The sequence below is a fragment of the Nocardia bovistercoris genome, from assembly GCF_015674855.1.
In the GTDB taxonomy this organism is placed as follows: Bacteria; Actinomycetota; Actinomycetes; order Mycobacteriales; family Mycobacteriaceae; genus Nocardia; species Nocardia bovistercoris.
Window position 1 is genome coordinate 842,818 of sequence record NZ_JADMLG010000001.1, and the last position, 24,697, is coordinate 867,514.

Genomic DNA, 24,697 nt, shown 5'->3' on the forward strand with positions numbered 1-24,697 from the left:
GCCGGCGTCACCGAGCGGTCACCTCACTTCAAACAACGATCCGGAGGCAGCAGGGTACTGCCGCACGGTTCGTTGCCGAATGCCCGCAACACTTCCGCGCCGACATTGTCGGTCAGATAATGCAGGAAACTCGCGCCGAGCGACCCCGCGGGCAGATCACCGTTGCTGTAGGCATACTCGACGCCCCACAGCGGATACTCCTCGGCGATGGCCCGCTCCCGACTCGCGGCGACGCCGCCGATGGTCACGATCCGAACTTCGGCCCCGACCGCCGCCGCGTATTCGCTGTAGCCGATGGCGCCGGGCAGGTCGGCGACCGCTTTGTGCATCTCCTTGGTCGCGTCGGCCTCGCAGTAGGTCTGCCGCGTATTCCTGATGGCGATACAACTCTGATGCTCGCGCACGGGCTGGCCGCCGGGCATCAACCTGCTCTCGAAGATATTGCGGGTACCCGAACCCGGCCGCCGATTGACCAGCACCACCGGCAGATTCGGTCCCCCGACCTGGCTCCAGTTCGTGATCTCCCCCCGGAACAGACCGCTGATCTGCGCCGGACTCAGATCGGCGACCCCGAGATCCTTGTTCACGATCACCGCGAACAGCGACAGCGCAAGCGGCCTCGGCACCAGTGTGGGATACGCCTTGCCCATCGGTCCGTCGCTGATCGTGAGCAGCTCAGGATTCGGCCCCGCGGCGGTCACCCGGTCGAGTCCGGCTTCGGTGCTGGAGAATTCGGAGGTGATGCGCGCCCCCGCGCAGCGCTCGCTGTACTGTTCCGCGGCCTTCTCGAGCACCGATTCGAACGCCGATGAACCCACCACGGTGAGTTTGCCCGACGCGCAATCCAGCGGATTCGGCGACGGCTCGACCGCGGCCACCACGAATTGCACCACGATGACCGCGACCAGGAAGGCGATGAGCGCGAAGATCACGCGCGAGACCCCGGTACGACTCTTCGTCTCGGTGACGTGTCCGCGCCGGATCGCGCCGACCAACTCCGGGTCCGGATACTCCCCCGATCCCTCGGACCGTTGCAGGATGGCCAGCACCTTGTAGTGGTCGCCGCGATTCAACGGCACCTTCGGCAGGTCGATGACCCCGATCCGACCACCGGTGTCCTGTCGCACGCTGATCCCGGACAGCGGGCCGAGACGATCCACCAGATCCTGATCGCTGAGCTCGGTCACCGCCATGCCGACCACCCGCCGCTGCGGAAAGCGCAGATGCAGTCCGACCCCGGGAACCGGCACGAGATAGTCCGATTCGTCGATCGTCGAGGTGCCGCTGTTCTCGATGCGCACCAGAACGATGGACAGGTCACGCAATTCGGCGTCGTTGGCCCGCAATTGGCTCAGCACACCGGGAAATACCGCCTCCACCTCACCGGTGACCGGCGTATCCATCTGCACGCGATAGCCGAGACGATGTCGCCCGACGAAAACGAATTCCCACAGGAATGCGGCGATCGGTATCGCGATACCGACAAGCGCCAGAATTGTGTCGACCGGAATATCGCCCACCGGCTCGTGCCCTCCCCTGAATTGAGCGCGGCGATTCGAGTCGCCGCGCGTGTCAACCATTCTGGGCCCGCGACTCCGGCCGACCCGATGCGGGGACGAATGTTCAGTGGGTGTTCACGTGTGATCAACCGGCCTCGATGGCGCGAGTCCACTCCAGCAATCGGTCCAGCGGCCAGGTGTTCACGACTCGTTCCGGCGCAATGCCATTGGCGTGCGCCCGCTCGCATCCGTAACCCTGCCAGTCCAATTGGCCCGGCGCGTGCGCGTCGGTGTCGATGGCGAAGACACAGCCCATTTCCACGGCGAGACGAATCAGCCGCGACGGCGGATCCCGGCGTTCGGGACGGCTGTTCACCTCGACGGCGGTACCGAATCGCCTGCACGCCTCGAAGACCACCTCGGCGTCGAAGGCCGATTCCGGGCGGGTGCCCCGATTGCCCTCGACCAGGCGGCCCGTGCAGTGTCCGAGCACATCCACATTCGGGTCGGCCACCGCGTACACCATCCGCTTGGTCATCGCCTCGGCGTCGGCGCGCAGCCCGGAATGCACGCTCGCCACCACGATGTCGAGCCGTTCCAGCAGGTCGGAGCGCTGATCGAGGGTGCCGTCGTCGAGGATGTCGACCTCGATGCCGGTCAGGACGCGGAACGGCGCCACGCGTTCGTTCAGTTCGGCCACCACGTCGAGTTGGCGCAGCAGCCGGTCCGCGGACAGCCCGTTGGCGACGGTCAACCGCGGCGAATGGTCGGTCAGCGCACAGTATTCGTGTCCGAGGGCGGCGGCGACGGCCATCATCTCCTCGATCGGGCTGCCGCCGTCGGACCAGTCCGAATGCGTGTGCAGATCCCCGCGCAACGCGGCGCGCACCGGTTTGCCTTCCGGCCCGATCGGTTGCGCCTGCCCGCGCAGCTCGACCAGATAGTCCGGCACCGCACCGGAACAGGCCTGGTCGATCACGGCGGCCGTCTTCGGGCCGATGCCCGCGAGTTCCTGCCAACCTCGGGTGGCGCGGCGCCGCTCCCGCTCACGCTCCGGCAGCCGCGCCACGATATCGGCCGCCCGCCGGTACGCCTTGACCCGATGGGTCTGCGCGCGAGCGCGTTCCAGCCAGAATCCGATCTCGCGCAACGCCTCGACCGGACCCGGCGCTCCCGCCGGATCCGGCGCCGCGGTCGGATCCCGCTCGACCACTATCGAATCCGGCTGTATTTCAGGAAGGCCACGCCGTCCTCGAAGATCCGGCTCGTGATCACCCGGAAACGCGCGGCGTCGGGCAGCCGCGCCCCGGCGCCGAACAGCCCGGTGCCGAACAGCGGTGTGCCGTTGCCGAGCACGATCGGATACAGCTTCAGGAAGATCTGATCGATCTCCGGCAGCAGCGTGTGCGCCAGCTCGCCGCCGCCGCACAGCCAGATCCCGAGCCCGGACTCCCGCTTGAGCGCGCGCACCTTCGGGAGCGGGTCACCGGGAATCAACTCGACCGCCGGGTCGGGATTGTCCGGCAATGTCGTCGACACCACGTACTGCCGCAGATGCGCGTACGGACTCGACGTGCCGGTTTTGACCCCGAAATCGTGGGTCTTGCGGCCCATCAGCACGGTGTCGAAGCTCGCGTTGCGTTTGGTGATCCCGCGCGCCTGTCTGACCTCGGTCGGCAGGGTCTCCGGAAATTGCGCGGTGATCGCCGGACCGTGATCGCCGCCGACGGGGAAGAAATCGACCGACCCGTCCTCGGTGGCGATGAAACCGTCGATCGTCGAGGCGACGTAGTAGGTGAGCTTGCGCATAAGTCCTTCCTCGAACGGCCGGACCGGATTACCGACCGCCTAAGGAAACGGTAGCTCGCTCGGCTCAGCGTTGCCGGGGCTTACGCTGACAGCGCGGACACGAGTAGGAAGATCGGTTCATGAACCGCTCACGCACGATGGGCGCGCCGCAGCGCCGACACGGCTCGTCCTCGCGCCCGTAGACCGCGAGCGACCGCTCGAAATAGCCGGATCGCCCGTTGACGTTCACATACAGCGCGTCGAACGAGGTGCCGCCCGCGTCGAGCGCTTCACCCATCACCGCGCGCACGTCGGTCAGCAGCGCGCGCAGCGCAGGTCTGCTCGCCCCGGATGCGGGCCGGTTGCCGTGCAGGCCCGACCGCCACAGCGCCTCGTCGGCGTAGATGTTGCCGATACCGGAGACCACCGTCTGATCGAGCAGGACGCGCTTGATCTCGGACTGCCTGGCCCGCAGCGCCGACACGGCTGCCTCGGCGTCGAACAGCGGATCGAGCGGGTCGCGGGCGATGTGCGCGACCGGCTCGGGCACCAGCGCACCCGCCACCTCGACCAGCTGGGCCAACGCCCACCCGCCGAAGGTGCGCTGATCGACGAATCGCAGTTCCGCGCCGTCGTGCAGCGCGGCGCGGATGTGGGCGTGCTTCTCCACCGGGGCGGCGGCGGGCTGTACCAGCATCTGACCGCTCATCCCGAGATGCACGACGAGCGCGGTATCGGGCTCGTCGAAGGTCAGCCACAGGAATTTGCCGCGGCGGTGCGCCGACTCCACCCGGCGGCCGGTCAGCCGGGCCGCGAGATCGGTGGCGCCCTCGAGGTGGCGGCGCACCGAACGCGGATGGGTGATCGTCACCGACTCCACGGTGCGGCCGACCACGTGTTCGGCCAGCCCGCGCCGTACCACCTCGACTTCGGGAAGTTCGGGCACCTCAGGCGTCGGCCGTCAACGCACGATAGGCCGCGCCCGCCGCCTTCTGTTCGGCTTCCTTCTTCGAGCGACCGACGCCCTTTCCGTACGGCGCTCCGCCGATCACCGTGGTCGCGGTGAATTCCTTGTCGTGATCGGGCCCGGTCGAGGTGATCTCGTAGGTGGGCACGCCGATACCGCGTTCGGCCGTGAGTTCCTGGAGGCTGGTCTTGAAGTCCAGGCCCGCGCCCATCCTCGGGCCGCGCTCCAGCAGATCCGCGAACAGCCGCAGCACCACCTCGCGCGCGACTTCGATGCCGTGCTCGAGATGCACCGCGCCGAGCAGCGACTCCATGCCGTCGGCGAGGATGCTCGGCTTGTCGCGGCCGCCGGTGAGTTCCTCACCCTTGCCGAGAAGCAGGTGCACGCCGAGACCGCCCTCGCCGAGACCGCGCGCGACCTCGGCGAGCGCGTGCATGTTGACCACGCTCGCCCGCAGCTTCGCCAACTCGCCCTCGGACTTGTCGGGATGCTCGTGGTAGAGCCGCTCGGTGATGCTCAGGCCGAGTACCGAGTCGCCGAGGAATTCCAGGCGCTCGTTGGTCGGCAGGCCGCCGTTCTCGTAGGCGTAGGACCGGTGCGTCAGCGCCAGGCGCAGCAGCTCCGGCCCGACGGCGACGCCGAGCGCCTCGAGTAGGCTCGTGTGCTCACCGGTCGAGCCGGCGACATCCTTGCTGAGGGTCACGTCGATAGCGGATCTCGGACCGTCAGACAGCGGAGGTGACCTGGCGGCCCTTGTAGGTGCCGCAGGACGGGCACGCGATATGCGGCAGGGTCTTCTCGCCGCAGGCGCGGTTCGGGCAGGTGATCAGGGTCGGCGCGGTGGCCTTCCACTGGCTGCGCCGCGACCTGGTGTTGGAACGGGACATCCGGCGCTTGGGAACGGCCACGACTTACTCTCCTCTGTCCTCGCGCACCTCGGCGTCGTTCTGCCGCGGCGGCTACTGGTTCTGGCTACTGGTGGTTCTGGTCGGCGTCGCCCGCACTGGGGCCGCCGTTGCCGGGCGATCCGGTGGCGAATTTCGCCAGCCCGGCCCAGCGAGGATCAAGTATCTCATGCCCGTGATCCGAACCCGCAATCGCCATCCTGACGCCGCATTCCGCGCACAGACCGGGGCAGTCCGGCGTGCACAGCGGCTGCAGCGGGAATTCCAGACCGAGCTGGTCGATGACCACCGGTTCGAGGTCGATCTGGTCGTCGACCAGGCGGTAGACCTCGTCCTCCTCGGTGGTCTGCTCGGTGGCGCTGTCCGGATACGCGAACAGTTCGGTGATCGAGAGTTCCACCGTGCCGGTGAACGACTCGAGGCACCGCGAACACTCACCCGAGGTCGGCGCGGTGGCGGTGCCCGTGACGAGGACACCCTCCGACACCGCTTGCAGGCGCAGGTCGAGATCGAACTCGGCGCCCGAGGGCACCGCGATCATCTCCAGACCCATCCGCTCGGCCGTCGGGACCGCCCTGCGCAACTCCTTCATGGTGCCGGGACGGCGACCGAGGCTGCGGACATCCAGCACGAAAGCCGCGTCCGGCCGACGGCGCGAAGCCGTGCGCGGACGCGATGTGGAACCGGAACCGGCGGACATCACGGACTCACTCACGATCGAAAGGGAATGGGAAACCACACCACAGTACGCGAGAGCAGGCGCGGAGCCAAAACGCTCGCGGCGGCTCCGGGCGCAGGTCAGCGGCGGTAGTCGGCCGCGTAATCGGGCGCGCCCGCGCCCGAGCGCAACTGGTGCCGACCCCGCCCGACGGTGCGCAGCGTGCTCGCCAGCGTCTCCTCGAAGTCGGCGAGAGTGGAATCGACGTAGTGGTCGCATTCCTCGCGCAACCGGTCGGACTCGGCCTGCGCGGCGTCGATGAGCCGCGCCGACTCGGTGTGCGCGGCGCGCACAACCTCGGTCTGGGTGACCAACCTCATCTGTTCGGCCTGCCCGTCGGCGACCGAACGCTCGAAGGACGCCTTGCCCGCCTCGATCACCCGATCGGCCTCGGCCCGTGCGCGCGCGGTGAGCTCCTCGTATTCGAGATTGCCGTCGGACACCACGCGATCGGCCTCGGCCTGCGCCGAATTGACCAGGTTGTCGGCGTGCGCGGCGGCCTCGGCCACCATGCGGTCGGCGTGCGCCTTGGCCTCGGCGAGGATGCGGTCGGCCTCGGCGCGCGATTCGCCGACCGTCCGCTCGGCCTGGTCGTTGGCTCCGGTGACGGTGGCCTCGGCGGCGGTGCGGGCGTCGGTGACGATCTTGTCGCGGTGGTCGAGGACGTCCTGGGCGTCGTCGAGTTCGCCGGGTAGCGCGTCGCGCACGTCGTCGAGCAGTTCGAGCACGTCACCGCGGGGCACGATGCAGCTGCGGGTCGGCGGGATGCCACGCGCCTCCTCGACGATGGCCACCAGTTCGTCGAGCGCTTCGAATACGCGATACATGCTCACTACCCCGCTCTCGTACAGATGTCGGCGAAACTTTCCGCCGCTGCCCAGTGTGCCCGGCATCACCGCGCATGCCGAGTCACCCTCCGGTGTGTCGTCACCCGGTGTCTGCCACGCCACAGAAAATCAAGTGGAGAGACGGCCTCCGCTTCATGCTAAGCTGTTGCGCGACGGGGATCATTACAAGATCCTCATAAGCGAGTTCCAGGCACGGAGAGGAACCGTGGGAACGAGAGGAGGCCGACGGCCGGATCGACCCCTTCATCGAAGGAATGCGATGACCCATCGCAGTTGTTCCCACCGTAGGCACATGTTGGATCGGATAGCGCATGACCGTTCTGGAAGCACCTCGGACCCCCGTGTTGCCCGCCGGTATCTACACCCCCTGGGCGGGACCGTACCCTGTCGTACGCATCTCCGCCGCCCAGTTGCTCGGCCTCGCCGGACTGTTCGGCAAGCTGCTCGGATTCCTGCGCGGTGACCGCGCCCTCGCCCAGCTGATCCGCTTCGCGCTCGTCGGCGGCTCCAGCAATATCGCCTATGTCCTGCTGTTCTTCGCCATGCACGGCGTCGGCCCGCTGATGGCCAATGTCGTCGGCTCGGTGGTCAGCACCGTCATCGCCAACGAGTTGCACCGCCAGCTCACCTTCCACGCCGCGGACCGGGTCGGCTGGTTCACCGCGCAGTGGGAGGGCGGCGGTCTGGCGCTGGTCGGTCTCGGCATCAGCACGGCCGGACTCGCCGCGCTGGCGGTCTGGGCGCCCGGGCTCGGCGACGCCACGCAGGCAGCGGCCGTACTCGCCATCACCGCGGCGGTGGGGCTCATGCGCTTCCTCGCCCTGCGCGGACTGGTTTTCTGACCTCCGAGTCCTCGACATCGGGACAACGCTGAGACCAGCGTGCCCCCGAGATCGGCACGACATCGAGATCGGCACCCGTCTGACATCGGCATGACGACTCGGCCCCGGCTCCGTACGGGCGGGTTCCCCTGGAATCCGCCACGGAGACCGGGGCCGAGTCGTGTCGAAGCCTTCGGGTTCATGGCCTCGTGTTCGGGCTACGCCTTGCGTTCGGCCAGCCTGGACAGCAGACGCTTGTGCACCGAGGGCGGCAGCATGTCGGTGACGTCACCGCCGTAGGAGGCGACTTCCTTCACCAACGAGCTCGACAGATAGCTGAACGACGGATTGGTCGCGATGAAGAAGGTGTCGACACCCGACAACTTCTTGTTCATCTGAGCCATCTGCAGTTCGTAGCCGAAGTCGCCCGCATCCCGCAGACCCTTGATGATGGCCCCGATGCCCTGCGTGCGCGCGAAATCCACCAGCAATCCCTGCCAGGACTCCACGCGCACGTTCGGCAGATGCGACGTCGCCTCGCGCAACATCTCCATGCGCTCCTCGACGTCGAACATCCCCTGCTTCTTGGGGTTGATCATGACGGTCACCACGACCTCGTCGAATTGTGCCGCCGCCCTCGCGAATACATCGATATGCCCGTTGGTCACCGGATCGAAGGATCCGGGGCACAGTGCTCCTGCCATGGCCCGACGGTAACAGGCATCCCGACGCCGCGATCGAGCCCACCGCACGACGGCGCGCCGCCGACGTCCCGGCGAATTCCCAGTTCATCGCCGCCAACCGACCGCGGATCTACTGCTGCCGCAGGACGGACCCACCGCCGTCGCATGGCCGGGCGACCCACACGACACGGCAGACTCACCGCAGCCGTGCGATGAATCGACGGCCGCCGCACGACAACCCACCGCGGCCGCACGGCACCGTCGCGAATATCGGTCGACCGCATCACGGGGTGGGCTATCTGCCGTCGCGCGGCTGGACTTCGCGGAGGGCGCGTTCCTACGGCGCCGGGGTGAAGACGCCGAAGTTGTTGCCCGAGGTATCGAGGATGTGCGCGAAGACCAAACCGTCCTTGCTCGTGGTCGGCGGTACCAGCACCGTGCCGCCCAGCTTCTCGGACGCGGCCACCGTGGCCGCGACATCGCCGACCAGCACGAAGAAGGTGGCGTGATTGGCCGAGGCCGCGGGGACGTGCGCGATGCCGCCGCTCGCCCCGTCGGCGCCCGCGTAGTTGATCAGGTCGTAACCGTCGCTGTTCGGGTCGGGGGCGAAGGTCCAGCCGAACAACCCGCCGTAGAATTTCGCGACCTCGTCGGGCTTGTCGCTGCCGATCTGGAACCAGCTCACGGTGTTGATCGCCGGTGTCGTCATGGATTGTCCTCCGGAATTCTCGTGGTTCACGGTGTTGCCCGACCACGATCACCCGCCGCGGCGACAACCCCCTGTCGGTGTTTTCGACCCGATCCGAATTCCGGTCCGCGACCACTCACAGCGACACCGAGCGCAGCACCCGGTCCGGCGGGCGCGGCAGATCGTGCACCGGACGCAGGGCGACGGGCGTGTCGGTGATCGCGACCGCGCGGATGCGATCGAGCCGGAAACAGCGGGTGTCGCCGCGCAGACGGCACCAGGCCACCAGGTACCAGCCGTTGGCGCCGTTCATCAGCGCCGTCGGCTCCACCTCGCGGACACTGCCCGCGTCGAATCGGTCCCGGTAGTCGACGCGCAATACCCGCCCGATCTGGATGGCCCGCTCGATCACCTCGGGAATCCGTTGGGCGCGCGGCACATCCGGCTGGTCGATGCGGTGGATGCGGGCCGCCAGATCGCGCGCCGCCGCGGCGTTACGATCCGACATGGCGGCCAGGATCTTGCGCAGCGCGCTCTGCCCCGCCTCCTCGAACGGCGTGCCGCGACTGTTGTCCAGCGCGACGGCGAGCGCGACGGCCTCGGCGGGCGTGAAGTTCAGCGGCGGCAGCGACATGCTCTTCTCCAGCGCATACCCGCCGCGCCTGCCGACATCGGCGTAGATGGGAATGGCGGCCTGCTGGAGCGCGGCGATATCGCGTTCGATGGTGCGGACACTCACCCCGTAGCGCTGCGCGAGTTCACGCGCGGTGCGCAGACGCGGGGCGACGGCCCGCAACTCCTCGACGATTGCGTACAACCGATCGGTGCGGTTCACGCGCACACGCTAGCGCCCCCCACCGACAGATTCCGGCGGTCGGGAATCGGGAGTGTAATCGGCGAACTCGAGGCGGGTCTCGCCGTATCGGCGCGGCTTGGACGCCACATACTCCGCGGGCCAGTCGGTTTCGGGTGAGCGCGTGGATCGCTCCACGACCACGACCGCGTCATCGGCCAGCCAGCCGCGGCGCGCCAGCAGCTCCAGGTCGGCGGTGACGCGGGCGGCGTCGAGATCGTAGGGCGGATCGGCGAACACCAGATCGAACGGTGACTCGCCGCCCTGGTCGAGCACCGCCGCGACCAGCCCGACCCGCAGCCGCGCGCCCGGCAGCCCGAGTTCGGTGATGTTGGCGCGCACCACCGCCGCCGCCTTGCGATCGGATTCGACGAGCAGCGCCGCCGACGCGCCGCGCGAGAGCGCCTCGAGGCCCAGCGCGCCCGACCCCGCGTAGAGGTCGAGCACGCGAACGCCCGTGAACTCGAGGCGCGCGTCGAGTGCGCTGAACAGCGCCTCGCGCACCCGGTCCGAGGTCGGCCTCGTGCCCGCGGGCGGCACCCGCAGCCGCCGCCCGCCCGCCGCACCCGCGACGATTCGGGTCATTCGGAGGACAGCGTCGCGGTCTTGGGGTCGCCCACCGCGATCTCGATGAGCAGGTCACCGCCCTCGACCTGCTGGACCGCGCCGATCGCGATCCGGGTGACGGTGCCCGCGCGCGGCGCGGTGATGGCGGCCTCCATCTTCATGGCCTCGATGGTGGCGATGACCGCGCCGGATTCGATGCTGTCGCCCTCGGACACCGAAAGGGTGACCACACCAGCGAACGGCGCGGCCACGTGGGCCGGATTGGTCTTGTCGGCCTTCTCCGCGGCGGGCACCTCCGAGGACACCGACCGGTCACGCACCGCGACCGGACGCAACTGCCCGTTGAGAATGCACATCACCGTGCGCATGCCGCGCTCGTCGGGATCGGAGATCGCCTCCAACCCGATCAGCAACGTGACACCCTTCTCCAACTCGACCCGGTGCTCCTCCCCGTGCCGCAGGCCGTAGAAGAACTGGTTGGCCGAGAGCCGAATCGTGTTGCCGTACTTCTCGCGATGCGCCAGGAACTCGGCGGTGGGTCCGGGGAACAGCAGCCGGTTCAGGGTCGCCCGACGCCGCGCCGAGTCACCGGACAGGCCCGCCTCGTCGGCCTCGGTCAGCGGCACTTCCGGTTTCGCGCCCGTGCGACCGGCGAGCGCTTTGGTGCGGAAGGGCTCGGGCCAACCACCGGCCGGGGTGCCCAACTCCCCGCGCAGGAACCCGATCACCGAGTCCGGAATGTCGTAGCGACCGGGGTCGGCCGCGAATTCCTCGATTCCGACACCGGTCCCGACCAGGGCCAACGCCAGGTCACCGACGACCTTCGAGGACGGCGTCACCTTCACCAACCGACCCAACAACCGGTCCGCGGCCGCGTACTTCGCCTCGACCTCCTCGAACCGGTCGCCGAGGCCGAGCGCGATGGCCTGCTGCCGCAGATTCGACAGCTGCCCACCCGGGATCTCGTGGGTGTACACCCGGCCCGTCGGCGCGGGCAGACCCGACTCGAACGGCGCGTACACCTTGCGCAGCGCCTCCCAATACGGCTCGAGGTCACACACATTCGACAGGCTCAGACCCGTGTCGTACTCCGTGTGCGCGGCCGCGGCCACGATCGCCGAGAGCGCGGGCTGGCTCGTGGTGCCCGCCATGGCGGCGCTCGCCCCGTCCACCGCGTCCGCACCGGCCTGCCACGCCGCCAGATACGTCGCCAACTGGCCGCCGGGAGTGTCGTGGGTGTGCACGTGCACCGGCAGATCGAAATTCCGACGCAACGCCGTCACCAGCGTCGCCGCGGCGGGCGCACGCAACAATCCGGCCATGTCCTTGATCGCGAGCACGTGCGCGCCCGCGTCCACGATCTGCTCGGCCAGCTTCAGGTAGTAGTCGAGGGTGTAGAGGGTCTCGTTCGGATCCGACAGGTCCCCGGTGTAGGACAGCGCGACCTCGGCGATGGTGGTGCCGGTCTCGCGCACCGCGTCGATCGCGGGGCGCATCTGGTCCACGTTGTTGAGCGCGTCGAAGATCCGGAAGATATCGATGCCCGTGTCGGCGGCCTCGGACACGAACGCGCGCGTCACCCGCTCCGGATACGGCGTGTACCCCACCGTGTTCCGGCCGCGCAGCAACATCTGCAGGCAGATATTGGGCACCGCCTCACGCAACAACGCCAACCGCTCCCACGGGTCCTCGTACAGGAACCGCAGCCCCACGTCGTAGGTCGCCCCGCCCCACGCCTCGATCGAGAGCAGTTCCGGGGTGAGTCGCGCCACGTGACCGGCCACGCCGAGCAGGCCGTTGGTCCGCACCCGCGTGGCCAACAGCGACTGGTGTGCGTCGCGGAATGTCGTATCGGTCACACCGACGGCCTTCTGCTCACGCAACGCCCGCGCGAAACCTTCCGGCCCCAGCGCCGACAGCCGCTGCCGCGAACCGTCCGGCGGCGGCGCGCCGAGATCGATCGCGGGCAGCTTGTCGTGCGGATACACCGTCGTCGGACGCGGACCGTGCGGCTTGTTCACCGTCACATCCGCCAGGTACTCCAGGATCTTCGTGCCGCGGTCCGCCGACTCGCGCAGGGTGAGCAGCTGCGGACGTTCCTCGATGAAGGACGTGGTGACCCGGCCCGCCTTGAAATCCGGATCCTCGAGCACCGCCTGCAGGAACGGGATGTTCGTCGACACGCCGCGGATGCGGAACTCGGCCAACGCGCGCGCGGCCCTCGCCACCGCCGCGTGCAGGTCACGGCCGCGACAGGTGAGCTTCACCAGCATCGAATCGAAGTACGCGCCGATCTCCGCGCCGAGGTTCGCGCCGCCGTCGAGGCGGATGCCCGCGCCGCCGGGCGTGCGGTATCCGGTGATCCGGCCGGTGTCAGGACGGAAACCCTTGGTGGGGTCCTCGGTGGTGATCCGGCACTGCAGGGCGGCGCCGCGAATCGTCACCGTGTCCTGGCTCAGCCCGAGGTCCGACAGCGACTCCCCCGCCGCGATCCGCAGCTGCGACTGCACCAGGTCGACGTCGGTGATCTCCTCGGTCACCGTGTGCTCCACCTGGATACGCGGATTCATCTCGATGAACACGTGATTGCCGCGCTCGTCCAGCAGGAATTCCACGGTGCCCGCGCACGAATAACCGATGCGGCGCGCGAAGGCCACCGCGTCGGCGCAGATGCGGTCGCGCAGCGCCGGGTCCAGATTCGGCGCGGGCGCGAGTTCGATCACCTTCTGGTGCCGACGCTGCACCGAACAATCGCGCTCGAACAGGTGCATCACATTCCCGTGCTGATCCGCCAGGATCTGCACCTCGATATGACGCGGATTCACCACCGCCTGCTCGAGGAACACCGTCGGATCGCCGAACGCGGACTCCGCCTCCCGCGAGGCCGCCTCGATCGCTTCCCGCAGCTGCCCGGCCTCGGCCACCCGGCGCATACCGCGACCGCCGCCGCCCGCGACCGCCTTCACGAAGATCGGGAACTCCAGCTCCCGCGAGGCGGCCAGCAATTCCGCCACATCCGACGACGGCGCGCTGGACTTCAGCACCGGCAGCCCCGCCGCCCGCGCGGCCTCGATGGCGCGGGCCTTGTTCCCGGCCAGCTCGAGCACCTCGGCGGAGGGACCGATGAACGTGATCCCCTCGCGCGCGCAGGCCGCCGCCAGGTCCGGATTCTCCGACAGGAACCCGTAGCCCGGATAGATCGCGTCGGCGCCCGCGGACTTGGCGGCCGCGATGATCGCCTCGATCGAGAGGTAGGCGCGTACCGGGTGACCCTCGACGCCGATCTGATAGGACTCCGCCGCCTTCAACCGATGGGGGGAGTTGCGATCCTCGTAGGGGAAGACCGCGACCGTCCCGATCCCCAGTTCGTAGGCCGCGCGGAAGGCACGGATTGCGATCTCACCACGATTGGCAACCAAGACTTTCGAGAACATTGGCCTAAGGTACCTGCCCCGACAGCGGCATCCGACATGGAAGCGGCCTTCGCAGAAATCTTCACAAAGAAAATAGCAGGGCTGCGAAGTTGTGTTCATCGAACGGTCACATGCTGCGAGGATGCGCCACCGGCGCGGCGCTGGGCATTAACCGGCGATGACGGCAGCGCGATCGCGAGGTGGATGCCGGGCGTACGAGCCCACCGGCGCGCGGCGGTTGCGCGTATGCTTGCCCTCGCAGCTGGTTCGCCGAGCGCAGACGAGATGGAGCCCCTACGTCGCGCCCCCGGCGTCGAATTCGCCCCGGAGCGCATCCGTCGGGCGGATGAGAGGGAACCCGGTGGGATTCCGGGACTGTCCCGCAGCGGTGAGCAGGAACGACCGCCGTCATGAGCACTGTGCGCCGAGCGCACGGGAAGCGACGGCCAGTAGGTGAGCCCCGTCCAGGGGTCGGCCAGAAGGCCCGTGCCCGCGAGTCCGAAGACCTGCCACTGCGCCGGATACGCCGTATCCGGCGGCCACCGCCTCGTGGACCGGGCGCGCGACCATCCGTACCGACCTCTCGGGCTCCCATCGCGCGGCCCGGTGCGTCGGCCGGTGCTCGCTGCCCGCATGGCGGTGGCCGACCACCACAGCACTGGAGCACCGACGTGACTGTTTCTCCGCACACTCCGTTCACCGCAACGGTTCTCGGGCTGCCGCGAGTAGGCCCGAACCGGGAGCTGAAGCGCGCCACCGAGTCCTACTGGGCGGGCCGCGACGACGCCGACCACCTGCGCGCCGTCGCCCGCGACCTGCGCGCGGCGCAGTACGCGCAATTGCTGGCGGCGGGCCTGGACTCGATACCGGTCGGCACGTTCTCCTACTACGACCAGATGCTCGACACCGCGGCACTGTTCGGTGCGCTGCCCGAGAGGGTGGCGCACATCACCGATCCGCTGGACCGGTACTTCGCCGCCGCGCGCGGTGACGACAGCGTCGAACCGCTCGAGATGACCAAGTGGTTCGACACCAACTACCACTACCTGGTGCCGGAACTCGGCCCGGACACCGCGTTCTCGCTGCACCCCGAAACGCTGCTCGAGCAACTCGCCGAAGCGCTCGCCCTCGGCGTGCCCGCGCGTCCGGTGGTGATCGGCCCGGTGACCTTCCTGAAGCTGGCCAAATCCGAGGGCGGCGCGCCGCTGGACCGGCTCGCCGAACTGATCCCGCTGTACCGGGAACTGCTGCGGCGGCTCGCGGCGGCGGGCGCGAGCTGGGTGCAGATCGACGAGCCGATCCTGGTGACCGATCTCACCGACGCGGAGATCGAGCGCGTTCGCGCGGTCTACACCGAACTCACCGAATCCGACGATCGCCCGGCGGTCCTGGTCGCGACCTACTTCGGGCGGCCGGGTGCGGCGCTCGCCGCGCTGGCGAGCACCGCGGTGGACGGCATAGCGCTCGATTTCACCGACGCGGGCGAACTCGCCGAGGTGGCGGGCGTGACCGCGCTGGCGTCGAAACTGCTCGTCGCCGGTGTGGTCGACGGCCGCAACGTGTGGCGCGCCGACCTGGACCGCGCGCTGAGCACACTCGGCACGCTGCTCGGCTCGGCCGCGTCGGTGGCCGTGTCGAGTTCCGCCTCGCTGCTGCACGTTCCGTACACGCTGGCCGCCGAGACCGCACTCGATCCGGCGCTGCGCACCTGGCTGGCCTTCGGCGCGGAGAAGGTCGCCGAGGTGCGCCTGCTGGCGACGGCGCTGACCTCGGGCACCGAAGCCATCGCCGAGGAACTCGCCGAGGCGAGGGCGGCGGCCCGCTCGCGCGCCGCCGATCCTCGCCTGTCCGACGGGCAGGTGCGCGCCCGCCTCGCCGCGCTCGGCCCGGACGCCACCCGCCGCGCGCCCGCCGACGAGCGCAGGGTGCTGCAAGCCGAACGCCTGCGCCTGCCCGTCCTGCCGACCACGACGATCGGTTCCTACCCGCAGACCCCCGCGATCCGGCTCGCGCGGGCGGCATTGCGCAAGGGCGAGATCGACGAGGCCGCCTACAACGCCAGGATGCGCGCGGAGATCGCGGACGTGATCGCGTTGCAGGAACAGCTCGGCATCGATGTGCTCGTGCACGGCGAACCCGAACGCAACGACATGGTGCAGTATTTCGCCGAACAGCTCGACGGGTTCGCGGCCACCGAGGAAGGTTGGGTGCAGTCCTACGGCACCCGCTGCGTGCGCCCGCCGATCCTGTTCGGCGACGTCACTCGGCGCGCGCCGATGACGGTGGACTGGATCACCTACGCGCAGTCGCTGACCGACAAACCTGTCAAGGGCATGCTGACCGGCCCGGTGACCATTCTCGCCTGGTCGTTCGTGCGCGACGACCAGCCGCAGGCGGATTCGGCGGCACAGGTGGCGCTGGCGATCCGCGACGAGACCGTCGACCTCCAGTCGGCGGGCATCAGGCTGGTGCAGGTGGACGAGCCCGCGCTGCGCGAACTGCTGCCGCTGCGCGCCGCCGACCAGCCCGCCTACCTCGAGTGGTCGGTGCACGCGTTCCGGCTGGCCACCTCCGGGGTCTCCGACGCCACCCAGATCCACACCCATCTGTGCTATTCGGAATTCGGCGAGGTGATCGACGCCATCGCGGGCCTGGACGCCGACGTGACCTCGATCGAGGCCGCCCGCTCCCATATGGAGGTGCTCGACGACCTGAACGCCGCCGGATTCGCCCTCGGTGTCGGCCCCGGCGTCTACGACATCCACTCGCCGCGCGTGCCAGGCGTCGAGGAGATCACGGCCGCGCTGCGCGCCGCCCTGAAAGCCGTTCCGGCCGAGCGGCTCTGGGTGAACCCCGACTGCGGCCTCAAGACCAGGGGCCGGGCGGAGGTCGAGGCGTCGCTGCGCAATATGGTCGCCGCCGCGCACGCGGTGCGCTGAGCGGGCGAGGACGAGCGCACCGCAGGCCGAGTAGGCCCGCCTCCCGGGTGATCTGAGCCTACGGCGCGCTGCGACAACGCGCCGAGAGAGGGTTCTCCGTACGGATTCCGTACGGAGAACGCCTCGCTCGGTGCTCACCCCACCGGCTCTCATTCCGGCCGCGCCTCGGGGCGACCACGCTTCCGCCGTCCGGACGGATAGGACTCGCATGCCTCTCCGGCGCGCAACGCGGGCCGCAATCGGGCCTTGGGGTCGATTCCACGCCGCCACGACGCGTGCCCCGAACAACGATCCATCTCTCACCCTCCTCGCACGTCGACTACACCTGTTCGCCTTCTTCGACGCGCCTTTCCGCTTTCCGGTTCCACCGAATTTCCGGTAGTGGGAGCATCGCGCCGGGGGAACGATCGAGTCGGCCGAGTACGGCGTGCGCGCGGGGGTGGCCGGGCAGCGGAGATCCCCTCACGAACCTCCGTCGCCCGACCGCACACCCCGCGCCCGGCGGGGGCTTCCGGATGGTCGATTCACCCGGACTCCCGGAATCCGTTGCGCCGCGTAGAGATACGGACCTTTCCGGATGATTTGGTACCCGCTCGAAACGAATTCGAAACATCGGCGCACAGCGGCGCGAGCGACGCCGTCGAATCAGCGTGTCCGAGCCTTCGCGTCCTCCCCGCAAATCCCTGTTTCGGATCACCCGGACCGAAATACTCGGACCGCACGGAGGACCCGCGTAGGATGATCTATCTCACATCACTGCCTGCTGCGCGCCGCATTCCTGCCACGCTCTTCGCACACTACGCACGTCACGCCCCCGAGCGAATACCCGGTCCAGCGATTTCAGCGAGGAGTTACCACGCATTCTGCGATGCTTGCAAAGCGGCGGCGCTAGTATTCGCCGAGTGCGCAAGATGTACGCGGGCGCCCGGTTGCGGCGGTTACGTGAGGAACGACGGATGACCCAGGCGGCGCTGGCGAAATCCCTCGATCTATCGCCCAGCTATCTCAATCAGCTCGAGCGCGACCAGCGACCGCTCACCATCCCGGTGCTGCTGAAACTGAACTCGACCTTCGACCTCGACGTCCAGTTCTTCGCCGCGGACTCCGACGCCCGACTGGTCTCCGACCTGCACGAAGTCCTGGTCGACGCGGCGGGCGGCGACAGCGCGCCGCTCACCGAGGTGGAGGAACTGGCGACCAGACAGCCCGAGGTGGCGCGCATCCTGGTCGCGATGCACCGGCGTCTGCGCGCCGCCACCGACCAACTCGACCTGCTGTCCTCGCGGGTCGCCGCCCCCGCGGGCGCGCCCGGCGTTCCGATGCCCTACGAGGACGTGCGCGACTTCTTCTACGACCACCACAACCACATCCCCGCACTGGATCTGGCCGCCGAGCAACTGTTCGACGAATGCGGGCTCAGCATCGGCTCACTGGATCGCCAACTGGCCAGGATCGCTGACGAGCGCGCGGGCGTCACCGTACTGGTCCGCGGCGACGGCGCCGATCCCTCGATTCCCAAGCGGCACTACGACGCCGAGAGCCGGACACTGACCCTGGCCCGCAGGCTGCGCCCGGGACAGCGGGCCTTCCAGATCGCGACCACCCTCGGATTCCTGCTCTACGGCGCCGATCTCGACGCGGTACTCGACGAAACCCCCTCCCTCGTCGGGGAATCGCGCACGCTGGCCCGCGTCGGACTGGCCAACTACTTCGCGGGCGCGCTGGTGCTGCCCTACGGCCGGTTCCTGCGCTCGGCCGAGGAACTGCGCTACGACATCGACCTGCTCAGCCTGCGTTTCGAGGTCGGCTTCGAGACCATCTGCCACCGCCTCAGTACCTTGCAGCGCCAGGGCCAGCGCGGGGTGCCGTTCTTCCTGGTCCGCACCGACCGGGCGGGCAACATCTCGAAACGCCAGTCCGCCACCGCCTTCCACTTCTCGCGGGTGGGCGGCAGCTGCCCGCTGTGGGTGGTGCACGAGGCGTTCGCCCATCCCGGCCGGGTACTCACCCAGGTCGCCGCGATGCCCGACGGCCGCCGCTACCTGTGGGTCGCGCGCACCTCCATGACGGCGCCGCAGGGATTCGGCACGGCGACGAAGAATTTCGCCATCGGCGTCGGCTGCGACATCGAATACGCGGATCGGCTGGTGTATTCCACCGGCCTGCAATACGACGACCCGACCACGGCGGTGCAGATCGGCGCGGGCTGCAAGGTGTGCGAACGCCCGGCCTGCCCGCAGCGGGCCTTCCCGCAGATCGGCAGCCCGCTCGCGGTCTCGGAGCACACGAGCACGGATCTGCCCTATCCGCGCGCCATCCGCTGACCGGCGCGCTCAGGACTTCGCCAGGTACTCCAAGCGTTCGGCGTCGACGGCGGCGCGCATCATGGCGGCGAGTCCGGGATGCTCGCGCAGTCCCGGGTCCGCGCGTACCACCGCGCGCGCGAAATCCTGCGCGGCGGTAATGGTTTCCAGATCGTCCAACAGCGAGAGCAGTCGCAGCGAACGCGCCGTGCCGGACTGCGCCGACCCGAGCACGTCACCCTCGCGGCGCTGCCGCAGATCGAGCACGGCCAGTTCGAAACCGTCGGTGGTCGCGGCGACGGCCTCGAGCCTGGCCATCGCCGAGCCGCCGGGCGAGGCATCGGTGACGAGCAGACACAGCCCGGGATGCGCGCCGCGCCCGATCCGGCCGCGCAGCTGATGCAACTGGCTGACGCCGAACCGGTCGGCATCGACGATCACCATCACCGTCGCGTTGGGCACGTCGACACCGACCTCGACGACGGTGGTGCAGACCAGCACGTCGATATCGCCGTCGTTGAAGGCCCGCATCGCCTGATCCTTCTCCTCGGCGGGCAGCCGACCGTGCAGCAGACCCACCCGCACCCCCGCGAGCGGACCCGCGCGCAGCGCGTCGAACATGTCGAGCACCGCCTGCGTCGTCGGCGCCTCCCGTTCCTCGGTCTTGGCTTTCCCCTTGCCCTTCCCCTTGCCTGGCTTGTCGTTCTCCTCGTCCTCGCCGATCCGCGAGCAGACCACATATGCTTGGCGGCCCGCGGCGACCTCCTCGACGATCCGCTCCCACGCCCGGTCGACCCAGTTCGGATGCTGTTTGCGCGGAACGACTCTGGATGTGATCGGCGAGCGTCCGCGCGGCAGCTGGGTCAGCGTGGAGGTCTCCAGGTCACCGAGCGTGGTCATGGCGATGGTGCGCGGAATCGGGGTCGCCGTCATCACGAGCAGATGTGGGTTCGCGCCGGATTTCGCCTTGGCGCGCAACGCGTCACGCTGTTCGACGCCGAAGCGGTGCTGTTCGTCCACGATCACCATGCCGAGATCGAAGAATTCGACGGCGTCCTGGATCAGCGCGTGCGTGCCGATGACGATGCCCGCCTCGCCCGTCACCGCGTCCAGCAACGCCGCGCGTTTGGCGGCGGCCGACATCGAGCCGGTCACCAGGACGATCTTGGTCGCTTGGTCCGCGGCGCCGAGTTCACCGGCCGTCGCGAGTTCGCCGAGCATGGCGCGCAGCGAGCGATGATGCTGGGCGGCAAGCACTTCGGTGGGCGCGAGCAGCGCGCACTGCTGTCCAGAATCGACCACTTGGAGCATCGCGTGCAGGGCAACGATCGTCTTGCCGGAACCCACCTCGCCCTGCAGCAACCGGTGCATCGGCTTGGCCAGGGACAGATCGGCGGAGATCTCCGATATCACCTGCTGCTGCCCGTCGGTCAACTCGAAGGGCAACTTCTTCTCGAACGCCGCGCCGATACCGTCGGTGCGCGGCGGACACGGCCGCGCGGCGCGCCCCGACACCTCGTGCCGACGCTCGGCCAGCACCAACTGCAAAGCCAGCGCTTCATCGAAACGCAGTCGTTCCCTGGCCTGATCGATATCGGATTTGTGCTCAGGCAGGTGGATCAACCGCAGCGCGTCGGACACCTTCAGCAGCGAACGCTCCGCGCGGGTCTGCTCCGGCAGCGGGTCATCGATCGGATCCAATTGTTCGAGCACCTGGCGCACGCAGGCGAGCAGATCCCAGCTCTGCACCTTCGCGGTCGCCGGATAGACCGGGATGAACTCGCGTTCCATGAACGAGACGTCCACGCCGCCCGCGCCTTTCGCGCTCTCGGCCAGGCCGCGCAGATCGCCGCCGCCGCGCACCTTGGTGAACGAACTCACCGATTCGTCCTCGGTCTCGGGCAGGATCAGATAGCCCGGATGGGACAGATTCCAGCTGCCGGGCCGCCAGTAGCTGACCGTGCCCGACATCATCGCCCGAACCCCCTGTTTGACAACGTATTTCACCTTGTCGCCATTGAAGAAGGTGACATCGACGGGACGCCCGGAACCGGTGTCGAGCAGTACCTTCAGCAGGGAACCGCGCCGATTGCGCATGGGTTTGAGATCGGTCTTGGTGATCCGGCCGATCACCGTGATGTGAGCGCCGTCCTCCGGGGCCTCCTCGGTCAGCGGTTGACCGTGGGTGGCGTAGCGCAGCGGATAGTGTCGCAGCAGATCCTCGACCGTTGTCATATCGAAGGATTCGGCCAGCGAGTCGGCGGCCTTCGCGCCGAGGATGTGGTCGAGCCGGTCACCGAGCGTAGCCATGACTCATTCCTTCTCCCGGGTCATTCCACCCCGATCTGCACCAGATCACCCCGCTGCCCGCCGGAATACACGGCGACCTCGACACCGGGAAAGCCGCGCGCGATATGCGCCGCCAGTTCCGCGCCGAGTTCCGCGGGCGCGTCGACGCCCATGAGCAGGGTCACCAATTCTCCACCGAGCCCGAGCATCCGATCCAACAAGGTGCGCCCGGCCGCGAGCACCCCGCGTTCGATCACCACCACATCGTGGCCGACCAGGGCGAGTCCGTCACCGGCTTCGCAAGTGCCGACCATGGTGAGCGCGCGCCCGGTGGCCGCGCGCAGTGAACCCCACCTGGTCGCCGCGGCCGCCTCCGACATCGCGAACGCGTCGTCCACCGCGATCCTGCCCCGATCGTGCACGGCCAGCGCGGCCATCCCCTGCACCATCGACCCGCTCGGCAACATCAACACGTCACGCCGCGCGTCACGCGCCGCCACACCGACCGCGACCAACTCGTGCGCGGGCAAGGCCCCGTTGGGCAGCACCAGGACCTCGCGATTGGGCATCCGCCGTATCGCGGTGAGCAGCGCGGCCGAAGTCACCGGATCGTCACCGCCGAGCACCACCGCCCCCGCCGCCTCGAACAACGCCGCGGCGCCCTCACCAGCCGCGACGGCCAGCACCGCACGATCCGCCACCGCCTCCGTGCGCCGCGCCGCGCCGCGCCCCGCCAAGCCGCCGAGACTGTCGCGCGGGGAGATCACGCCGCGACGAGCGGCTGTCTCGGCGCACGTGACCGCGCCCCCACGCGCCGAGGCCGGGCCGGGCACGGTCGCCTCGCTCGACAAGCCTGCGCCGTGGGAGGAGCCCGCGCCGAGCGGGCGGTCCGCATCGCGCGAGCAAGCCGCACCGTGTCGGACGGTCGAGGCTCGCGAGAGGGCTACGTCATCCGGGGCGACCGCTGTGATCGCGAAACTCTCGATCCTGATGGCGCTCACCGTCCCCGCGGCGAGGCCTGCCTCGATCGCCGCGCCCGCGTCCGCGCAATGCACGTGCGTCGACCAGGTTTCGGCGCCGTCACCGACCACAACGACCGAATCACCCAGTGCCCCCAGCTGATCCCGCAATGCGGACACGCGGCGTTCGTCGGTGCCGGCGAGTAGGTACATGACTTCGAAATGCGCTTCGGGCGTGGCGGTTTCGAAATCGCCTGGCGCGGACGCACCAGCGGCGACGGCGGCCCCGCGCACGTAGTCCGGGCGCGCGGGCGCCTCGCCGCGCGCGACCGAAACAAGACTGTCGAGCAAGACGACCAGCCCGCGCGCGCCCGCGTCCACCACACCCGCGTCGCGCAGCACCCCGAGTTGGGACGGCGTCTCGCCGAGCGCTTTGGCGGCTCCGTCGGCCGCCGCGAGCGCCACCGCCGCCAAATCGCCGCCGCGCACGGCGTCAGCGCTGGCGGCGGCGCATTCGAGGACGGTGAGGATGGTGCCCTCGACCGGGACACTGAGCGCACCGCGCACCAGTGCGGCCGCGGTGGACAAGGCATCGCACACCGTGTCGGCGGTGAGCGGCCCACCCCGGGCGGCCTCGGCGATACCGCGCAATACCTGGGACAGGATGATGCCGGAATTGCCGCGCGCGCCTCGGGTGGCGCCACGCGCCATGGCGGCGGCGATCTCGCGCGCGGTACGACCGCTCGCGATCCTCAGCGCGGCCTCCTCCAGTCCGCGGTGCGCGTCGGAGTGGCGCGCAAGGCGCTCCCGGACGCCCCCCGTGCGAGAATCGGCCGCGGCAAGGCGAGGTGGGCTGCCTCCGTCCACCGTCGGGCGCTCGGCCTCCTCGACCTCCTGCGGACCGTTCGCCGCTTCCGCACACACAGCCCGCGTGGTGGCGAGCAATTCGCCGCCGGTGTCGGCGCGCTCGATATCCGGTGCGCCGCCTGCGTTCGGTGCGCCGCCTGCCTCCGCTTCGCGCACGGCCGCACGCATGGTGGCGAGCATGTTGGTGCCGGTGTCGGAGTCGGCGATCGGGAAGACGTTGAGCGCGTTGATCTCCTCGCGCCGCTGTTCCAGACCGGCGAGACAGATCCACCCCCAGCGCAGCAATGCCGCACCGTCGATCGAGTCCCGCACCTCGCTCACCGTCACCTCACTTCCCACGTACCGACAACCCCATCGGACCCCGCCAGGTTAGCGGGATATCCCGACATCGGACCCGCGACACCGATCCAGTAGGCTGAGCGCGTACCGGTCACCCGGCGGCGGTCCTCGACAGTCCTCGACGATCGCGGTTTGGTGGATCGGGGCGCAGTTGGCTACCCTTGCAGGGTTGCCTCGCGCGGCCCTCCCGGTTTGCGCTGGCCGATATTCGGCGGGCACATCACGCAATCGTTTCTCGGACGACCGCCACCACGCGGCGGTCCCCACTCGAACACGAAGGAGTTCGCGACTATGGCTGCCGTCTGCGACGTCTGCGCCAAGGGCCCCGGCTTCGGGAAGTCGGTCTCGCACTCGCACCGGCGCACCAACCGTCGCTGGAACCCGAACATCCAGACCGTCCGCGCGCAGGTCGCGCCGGGCAACACCCGTCGGATGAACGTGTGCACCTCCTGCCTGAAGGCGGGCAAGGTCGTCCGCGGCTGAGTCCGTCCGATCGACCGTCTCGGGTCCGACTCATCGGTGGATATACCCGGTGAGTCGGACTTCTGTCGTCGCGCCCCGGGCCGCCCGGTGGCCGACACCTGAGATCGACGCCGAGCCCCGTCATTCGCCAGGAGTGCCGGGGCTCGTTCGCGTACCCGAGAGCGCGTACGCGCCCCATGGACACTGCGCGTACGCGCCCCATGGACACTGCGCGTACGCGCCCCATGGACACTGCGCGTACGCGCCCCATGGACACTGACCGGCGAATCCTGCCGCTGGCGGCCGAGCACGTCCCCGGACTGGCGCGCTGCCACATCGCCTGCTGGCGCGAGGCGTACGACAGCCTGGTGCCGCGCCACGTCCTCGACGCTTTCGACGTCGACCGCAGAGCCGAGCAGTGGGAGCGCATCCGCACGCGCCATCCGCACGGCACCCACGTCGCTGTGATAGATGACACTGTCGTCGGATTCGCGAGCGCGGGCGACCCGCACGACGCCCCGCCCGTCGCCGAGCGCGAACTCCACGCGCTCTACGTGCGCGCGCCGTGGTACGGAACCGGCCTCGCCGACGCCCTCATCGACGCCGCGATCGGCCCCGCCACGTCCTGCTCGCTGTGGGTTTTCGCGGAGAACCCCCGCGCGCGAGCCTTCTACCGGCGCCACCGATTCCGACCCGACGGCGCCGCACGGACCGAGGATTTCAGCCGGGTTCCCATGGTCCGACTCGTCCGTCCCGCGCTGCCGCACCCGGGCTCCGCCGACTGAGACC

At 69.1% G+C, this 24,697-nt stretch carries 20 protein-coding genes and 1 riboswitch; of the genes, 5 read left to right on the forward strand and 15 right to left on the reverse strand.

What is annotated here, in order from left to right; all coding sequences use genetic code 11:
• Positions 1-23 precede the first annotated feature (23 nt).
• The 8 genes from IT779_RS03855 to IT779_RS03890 form a co-directional block, all read right to left on the reverse strand.
• Complete coding sequence (locus IT779_RS03855) at positions 24-1,520, reverse strand: PstS family phosphate ABC transporter substrate-binding protein (protein ID WP_196147675.1); 1,497 nt, start codon at positions 1,518-1,520, stop codon at positions 24-26.
• A gap of 124 nt (positions 1,521-1,644) precedes the next feature.
• Positions 1,645-2,712 carry a PHP domain-containing protein gene (locus IT779_RS03860; protein WP_196147676.1) on the reverse strand — a complete coding sequence of 356 codons (1,068 nt, stop codon included), beginning with the start codon at positions 2,710-2,712 and terminating at the stop codon, positions 1,645-1,647.
• Complete coding sequence (locus IT779_RS03865) at positions 2,712-3,308, reverse strand: dihydrofolate reductase family protein (protein ID WP_196147677.1); 597 nt, start codon at positions 3,306-3,308, stop codon at positions 2,712-2,714. Before IT779_RS03865 ends, IT779_RS03860 begins: the two co-directional genes overlap by 1 nt.
• 64 nt (positions 3,309-3,372) lie before the next feature.
• Entirely contained in the window at positions 3,373-4,233 is an 861-nt protein-coding gene (gene mutM, locus IT779_RS03870) for a bifunctional DNA-formamidopyrimidine glycosylase/DNA-(apurinic or apyrimidinic site) lyase (RefSeq protein WP_196147678.1), read from the reverse strand.
• A gap of 1 nt (position 4,234) precedes the next feature.
• Positions 4,235-4,957: a ribonuclease III gene (gene rnc, locus IT779_RS03875; protein WP_196147679.1), complete on the reverse strand. Its 723-nt coding sequence runs from the start codon at positions 4,955-4,957 to the stop codon at positions 4,235-4,237.
• A 22-nt stretch (positions 4,958-4,979) separates the two neighbouring features.
• A complete protein-coding gene (rpmF, locus tag IT779_RS03880; protein WP_109529679.1) occupies positions 4,980-5,162 on the reverse strand; it encodes a 50S ribosomal protein L32 in 183 nt (60 codons plus the stop codon).
• Between the two features lie 64 nt (positions 5,163-5,226).
• Entirely contained in the window at positions 5,227-5,859 is a 633-nt protein-coding gene (locus tag IT779_RS03885) for a YceD family protein (RefSeq protein WP_196147822.1), read from the reverse strand.
• Positions 5,860-5,957: 98 nt separating this feature from the next.
• Positions 5,958-6,704: a DivIVA domain-containing protein gene (locus tag IT779_RS03890; protein WP_196147823.1), complete on the reverse strand. Its 747-nt coding sequence runs from the start codon at positions 6,702-6,704 to the stop codon at positions 5,958-5,960.
• A 332-nt stretch (positions 6,705-7,036) separates the two neighbouring features.
• On the opposite strand from IT779_RS03890, the gene IT779_RS03895 reads away from it, so the two are divergent.
• Positions 7,037-7,567, forward strand: coding sequence for a GtrA family protein (locus IT779_RS03895; protein WP_196147680.1), 531 nt, complete (start codon positions 7,037-7,039; stop codon positions 7,565-7,567).
• A gap of 197 nt (positions 7,568-7,764) precedes the next feature.
• On the opposite strand, the gene coaD is transcribed toward IT779_RS03895, so the two are convergent.
• The 5 genes from coaD to IT779_RS03920 all read right to left on the reverse strand — a co-directional run bounded on the left by coaD (position 7,765) and on the right by IT779_RS03920 (position 13,771).
• On the reverse strand, positions 7,765-8,250 hold the full coding sequence (gene coaD / locus IT779_RS03900) for a pantetheine-phosphate adenylyltransferase (protein WP_196147681.1): 486 nt from the start codon (positions 8,248-8,250) through the stop codon (positions 7,765-7,767).
• Positions 8,251-8,566: 316 nt separating this feature from the next.
• Complete coding sequence (locus IT779_RS03905) at positions 8,567-8,938, reverse strand: VOC family protein (protein WP_196147682.1); 372 nt, start codon at positions 8,936-8,938, stop codon at positions 8,567-8,569.
• Positions 8,939-9,053: 115 nt separating this feature from the next.
• Positions 9,054-9,752, reverse strand: a complete 699-nt coding sequence (locus IT779_RS03910; RefSeq protein ID WP_196147683.1) for a helix-turn-helix transcriptional regulator — start codon at positions 9,750-9,752, stop codon at positions 9,054-9,056.
• 9 nt (positions 9,753-9,761) lie between these two features.
• Positions 9,762-10,355 carry a 16S rRNA (guanine(966)-N(2))-methyltransferase RsmD gene (gene rsmD, locus IT779_RS03915; RefSeq protein ID WP_196147684.1) on the reverse strand — a complete coding sequence of 198 codons (594 nt, stop codon included), beginning with the start codon at positions 10,353-10,355 and terminating at the stop codon, positions 9,762-9,764.
• On the reverse strand, positions 10,352-13,771 hold the full coding sequence (locus tag IT779_RS03920) for a pyruvate carboxylase (RefSeq protein ID WP_196147824.1): 3,420 nt from the start codon (positions 13,769-13,771) through the stop codon (positions 10,352-10,354). Before IT779_RS03920 ends, rsmD begins: the two co-directional genes overlap by 4 nt.
• A 295-nt stretch (positions 13,772-14,066) precedes the next feature.
• A riboswitch (cobalamin riboswitch) is annotated at positions 14,067-14,278 on the forward strand.
• Positions 14,279-14,421: 143 nt separating this feature from the next.
• Here IT779_RS03920 and metE point away from each other — a divergent pair.
• Entirely contained in the window at positions 14,422-16,689 is a 2,268-nt protein-coding gene (gene metE / locus IT779_RS03925; protein ID WP_196147685.1) for a 5-methyltetrahydropteroyltriglutamate--homocysteine S-methyltransferase, read from the forward strand.
• Between the two features lie 902 nt (positions 16,690-17,591).
• Complete coding sequence (locus IT779_RS03930) at positions 17,592-19,013, forward strand: short-chain fatty acyl-CoA regulator family protein (protein WP_196147686.1); 1,422 nt, start codon at positions 17,592-17,594, stop codon at positions 19,011-19,013.
• Positions 19,014-19,022: 9 nt separating this feature from the next.
• Here the strand turns inward: IT779_RS03930 and recG are convergent, their stop codons facing one another.
• Together recG and IT779_RS03940 are read right to left on the reverse strand one after the other, a co-directional pair.
• Positions 19,023-21,302 carry an ATP-dependent DNA helicase RecG gene (gene recG / locus IT779_RS03935; RefSeq protein ID WP_196147687.1) on the reverse strand — a complete coding sequence of 760 codons (2,280 nt, stop codon included), beginning with the start codon at positions 21,300-21,302 and terminating at the stop codon, positions 19,023-19,025.
• A 20-nt stretch (positions 21,303-21,322) separates the two neighbouring features.
• Positions 21,323-23,428 (reverse strand): DAK2 domain-containing protein, encoded by a 2,106-nt coding sequence (locus tag IT779_RS03940; RefSeq protein ID WP_332838636.1) that lies wholly within the window; start codon positions 23,426-23,428, stop codon positions 21,323-21,325.
• 309 nt (positions 23,429-23,737) lie between these two features.
• Here IT779_RS03940 and rpmB point away from each other — a divergent pair, with 309 nt between their 5' ends.
• Together rpmB and IT779_RS03950 are read left to right on the forward strand one after the other, a co-directional pair.
• A complete protein-coding gene (rpmB, locus tag IT779_RS03945; RefSeq protein WP_011210730.1) occupies positions 23,738-23,929 on the forward strand; it encodes a 50S ribosomal protein L28 in 192 nt (63 codons plus the stop codon).
• Positions 23,930-24,177: 248 nt separating this feature from the next.
• Positions 24,178-24,693, forward strand: coding sequence for a GNAT family N-acetyltransferase (locus IT779_RS03950; RefSeq protein WP_196147689.1), 516 nt, complete (start codon positions 24,178-24,180; stop codon positions 24,691-24,693).
• The last annotated feature ends 4 nt before the right edge of the window (positions 24,694-24,697 follow it).

Bases quoted from the DNA above. Each gene is read 5' to 3' on its own strand.
- rpmB (WP_011210730.1), top strand. From the start codon at position 23,738: ATGGCTGCCGTCTGCGACGTCTGCGCCAAGGGCCCCGGCTTCGGGAAG.
- IT779_RS03950 (WP_196147689.1), top strand. From the start codon at position 24,178: ATGGACACTGACCGGCGAATCCTGCCGCTGGCGGCCGAGCACGTCCCC.
- IT779_RS03895 (WP_196147680.1), top strand. From the start codon at position 7,037: ATGACCGTTCTGGAAGCACCTCGGACCCCCGTGTTGCCCGCCGGTATC.
- IT779_RS03920 (WP_196147824.1), bottom strand. From the start codon at position 13,771: ATGTTCTCGAAAGTCTTGGTTGCCAATCGTGGTGAGATCGCAATCCGT.
- IT779_RS03885 (WP_196147822.1), bottom strand. From the start codon at position 5,859: ATGTCCGCCGGTTCCGGTTCCACATCGCGTCCGCGCACGGCTTCGCGC.
- recG (WP_196147687.1), bottom strand. From the start codon at position 21,302: ATGGCTACGCTCGGTGACCGGCTCGACCACATCCTCGGCGCGAAGGCC.
- IT779_RS03905 (WP_196147682.1), bottom strand. From the start codon at position 8,938: ATGACGACACCGGCGATCAACACCGTGAGCTGGTTCCAGATCGGCAGC.
- coaD (WP_196147681.1), bottom strand. From the start codon at position 8,250: ATGGCAGGAGCACTGTGCCCCGGATCCTTCGATCCGGTGACCAACGGG.
- rsmD (WP_196147684.1), bottom strand. From the start codon at position 10,355: ATGACCCGAATCGTCGCGGGTGCGGCGGGCGGGCGGCGGCTGCGGGTG.
- IT779_RS03865 (WP_196147677.1), bottom strand. From the start codon at position 3,308: ATGCGCAAGCTCACCTACTACGTCGCCTCGACGATCGACGGTTTCATC.
- IT779_RS03890 (WP_196147823.1), bottom strand. From the start codon at position 6,704: ATGTATCGCGTATTCGAAGCGCTCGACGAACTGGTGGCCATCGTCGAG.